At 39.0% G+C, this 3,646-nt stretch carries 5 protein-coding genes and 1 pseudogene; 3 read left to right on the top strand and 3 right to left on the bottom strand.

Translation table 11 applies throughout. The features are described 5' to 3' along the window. Positions 1-142: 142 nt before the first annotated feature. Positions 143-1,384 (bottom strand): BaiN/RdsA family NAD(P)/FAD-dependent oxidoreductase, encoded by a 1,242-nt coding sequence (locus tag ACIR310F_RS0117360; RefSeq protein WP_028084920.1) that lies wholly within the window; start codon positions 1,382-1,384, stop codon positions 143-145. Positions 1,385-1,456: 72 nt separating this feature from the next. Beyond that, complete coding sequence (gene rd / locus ACIR310F_RS24510; protein WP_071604842.1) at positions 1,457-1,621, bottom strand: rubredoxin; 165 nt, start codon at positions 1,619-1,621, stop codon at positions 1,457-1,459. A gap of 326 nt (positions 1,622-1,947) precedes the next feature. Here rd and ACIR310F_RS0117345 point away from each other — a divergent pair, with 326 nt between their 5' ends. Further along, on the top strand, positions 1,948-2,559 hold the full coding sequence (locus tag ACIR310F_RS0117345; RefSeq protein ID WP_028084919.1) for a DUF4360 domain-containing protein: 612 nt from the start codon (positions 1,948-1,950) through the stop codon (positions 2,557-2,559). 68 nt (positions 2,560-2,627) lie between these two features. Here ACIR310F_RS0117345 and ACIR310F_RS0117340 read toward each other — a convergent pair whose 3' ends face one another. Further along, complete coding sequence (locus ACIR310F_RS0117340; RefSeq protein ID WP_028084918.1) at positions 2,628-2,822, bottom strand: hypothetical protein; 195 nt, start codon at positions 2,820-2,822, stop codon at positions 2,628-2,630. A 203-nt stretch (positions 2,823-3,025) separates the two neighbouring features. Between ACIR310F_RS0117340 and ACIR310F_RS0117335 the strand changes: the two genes are divergently transcribed. Together ACIR310F_RS0117335 and ACIR310F_RS27500 are read left to right on the top strand one after the other, a co-directional pair. Continuing rightward, the gene (locus ACIR310F_RS0117335) at positions 3,026-3,592 is read left to right on the top strand and encodes an SRPBCC family protein (protein ID WP_028084917.1); all 567 of its coding nucleotides are present in this window, start codon (positions 3,026-3,028) and stop codon (positions 3,590-3,592) included. After that, a pseudogene (locus ACIR310F_RS27500) lies at positions 3,552-3,646 on the top strand (hypothetical protein); the annotation flags it as partial. The gene ACIR310F_RS0117335 and the pseudogene ACIR310F_RS27500, both read left to right, overlap by 41 nt.

Raw genomic sequence — 3,646 nt, 5'->3', positions numbered from 1 at the left:
GGGCAGGATGCCCGCACCACAATATCTAGCCATATTAGGATTGTACAATTTAGCTGCGTAACAACTTACAGCAATTTCCTGGTCAATGAACCAGAGTTTTTTGTCTCACGCCAAGACGCCAAGACGCAAAGGAGGAAATAGGTTAATTGTCTTGTGTTGTTTTGATCATGGACTGACCAGCTAAATATGCGGTTGTCCAAGCGCTTTGGAAGTTAAAGCCACCAGTGATGCCATCAATATCTAATATTTCCCCTGCAAAATGCAAGCCCGGTACTAATTTACTTTCCATTGTTTTAAAGTTAACTTCTTTGAGGTTGATACCTCCACAGGTGACAAATTCTTCTTTAAATACACCTTTACCTTTAATTAAGTATTCTCCCTGAGATATTTCCTGGACTAGCTGATTTAAAGTTTTATTAGATATGGCTGCCCAACGATCTTCTATAGTAATATTGACGCGGTTAATCAGATATTGCCAAAGACGATGAGGTAATCCTACACCACGATGTAAGGCGATCGCTTTTTTTCCCCATGCCGATTTTACATTTAAAAGTTTTTCTCTCACTTCCTCCTGTGATAATTCGGGCAACCAATTGATTAATAATTGACATTGATAGCGGTGGTCATGGAGAATCCTCGCACTCCAAGCGGAAAGTTTCAACACTGCTGGACCACTTACACCCCAATGGGTAATTAATAGGGGTCCTGTTTGTTGTAATTGGTTTTTACCTGGAAGCAATAACCGTAAATTTACAGAATTAACGCTAATTCCTGCTAATTCCCGTAATTGACTATCTGCAATATTCAAGGTAAAAAGAGAGGGTACAGGAGGTTCAATTTGATGACCTAATTCCCTAGCGATTTTATACCCAGCTAAACTACTACCTGTAGCCAAAAGTAAGCGATCGCATTTTTTACTTTCTCCTGATTTGAGGAGAATTTCAAAACTGTCATTTTTGCGGGTGACAGCAGTAACAGGTGTGCCAATGCAGATTTCTATTTTAGCCGCAAAAGCAGCTTTAATCAAACATTCCGCAATAGTTTCCGCTCGATCTGTAATGGGGAACATTCGCCCATCAGCTTCAGTTTTTAAGTTTACCCCATGAGCCGCAAACCAGGCAATAGTATCTAAGGGTTGAAAACGGGTAAATGCACCTAATAAGGCTTTACCACCTCTAGGATAATTCTGGACTAAACGCTGTGGTTCAAAACAAGCATGGGTAACATTACAACGACCTCCACCGGAAATTAGCACTTTCGCCAAGGGTTGACGACTGGCTTCAATTAAAGTAACATGAGCTTGGGGATTAGCTTCAGCACAAGCGATCGCACCAAAAAATCCCGCAGCCCCACCACCAATAACGACAATTTGCAAAGGTAACAAAATCAAAAATCACAAGTTTCTGTAACATCCAGATCCCCAACTTCTGCAAGAGGTTGAGTATCTGTCTCCATATTACTCTTCATATAACTCAAAGTCATTTTTTTGGGCGGCACAAACCGGACAAACCCAATCATCTGGAATATCTTTAAAAGCTGTTCCGGGTGCTATACCGCTATCTTCATCACCTATTTCTGGGTCATAGATATAACCACACACCTTACATATATATTTTGTCATTTTTATACACCTTAATAATTAATTCAAAAACATTAATCTGTGACAGTTGGGGTTGCTGAATGAGAATGATTGAAAAAGTTAAGTTTGTTTGCTAATTTGGTGTTAAGGGAACAAATTCACCCCAATTTCAGCCTTGATGTTCATAAGGTGGCGATAAGTACCACGACAGAATTAATTATATATTAATTATCTGCTAATTCTGAATTACTAAAGGATTTCAGAGCAAATTTTTGTGTAATTATTTTGTCCAATTACTTAACAACAACTTTCCTTCGACCGTTGACATTTGTAATAACACTAGTGAAAATATCCGAAACACATAAGTTATGAGTCATCAAAATTTCCAGAATAAATCTATCAAGTTTGCACAAGCATCCCTAGCTGCGGCTGCACTAATGATAGCTTCTATTGGGCCTGCCTTTGCCAATGACCAGGATAAAGTTAAAATTGTAGGTGCAGGATATGGTGGTAATGGTTGTCCTGAAGGGTCTGCTAGCGTCAACGTTAGCCCCGATGGTCAAGAGCTAACCCTTCTATTTGATAAGTTTATTGCTGAAGGGAATAAATCACAAGAATCACGCAAAAGCTGTAATTTGAGCATTCCTATTCAAGTCCCCCAAGGTTTTCAAATCTCCCTCTACGATGCTGATTATCGAGGCTATATTGCTCCCAATACGAGCGGGAAACTAAGAGCAGAATACTTTTTTGCAGGTCAGCGTGGCCCGGTTTTTTCCAGGACATTTAGAGGCGAAACTGACTATAATGTTCGAGATCAATTAGTGACTGTGGGTGATGTTTGGTCAGCCTGTGGTGATAGTGTAAATATGCGCGTGAATGCTTCAATGAGTGCTAATGGTCGAGGTATAGCGACAGTTGACTCTTTTGATCTCGCCCACCGTGGTTTAGTTTATCACATTAAATATCGTCAGTGTCGGTAACTAATACTAATTCCTCGCTTTGAAAAGCGGGGAATTGACAACAGATTTCAGGTAAATGAGGTATAAGTTTAAAAACGCCACCATCTCTTTGAACAATAACTTAAAATTGCCAATGCGATCGCCCCGAAAAACAGTAAAGTAATTAAACCACCGGGAAAATTAGTAATAATACCAAAACCTCTGAGTAGAAATAGGGCTACACTTATACCCAAGAGAATACCAAAACCCTGGATTAATTTGCCACTTAAGGAAGATTGACTCACGCTGTTTTCCTCTTAACTCCAATTTACGCGCTGATGCAGAAATTATGATTTGATCATTTAAAATCAACTTTAGACTAATTGTCTGCGAAAAATCCATGAATTTGACTGTAATTAAAATCAAGCGACGTAAATTCAATTAAGGCCAAGTAAAAAAAATCCGTTCATAAGTCGCCAAAATTACTATATCTGCGAGAATATCATATATGTCAAACTCCAATCTTAAAAGGATACCTGATGCCAGCTTACCATTATCAGATATACTCTGGAATCAAGATCAGCAGAGATTATTGATTCAGGGTGAAGTATTACTACAAACGAAATCCCATACTCACTGGGGTGGTGCTGTTACCGCCTGTATGTATATTCCCCTAATTAGATCCCATGTTTGGCAACAAATTACAGATTACCCCCGTTGGGTACAATATTTTCCTGATATTACTAAAAGCGAAGTTATCTCTAAAGGTGATGTTAAACGTCTGTATCAATCTGCACAAAAAGCATTTTTATTTTTCACGGCTCAAGTAGAAATTTATCTGCGTGTGGTAGAAGTAGTAGGACAACAGGTTCAGTTTCGCATGGAAAGAGGCACATTTACAGATTTTCATGCTAATTTAGAACTTAAAGACATGGGTAATGGTACTCTATTAGCTTATACTGTACAAGCCACCCCCAATATTCCCATTCCGTCAATTTTTATTCAACAAGCCATGAATTTGGAATTACCAGCAAATCTCTGTAAAATGCGACAAGTGCTTTGTAATTATAAATAGTGGTCAGTGGTCAGTGGTTAGTGGTCAGTGGTCAGTGGTCAGTGGTCAGTGGTT

This window comes from Dolichospermum circinale AWQC310F (genome assembly GCF_000426925.1).
Classification (GTDB): Bacteria; Cyanobacteriota; Cyanobacteriia; order Cyanobacteriales; family Nostocaceae; genus Dolichospermum; species Dolichospermum circinale.
The sequence above is the reverse complement of the archived record's forward strand: the minus strand, read 5'-3'. Positions and strand labels throughout refer to the sequence as shown.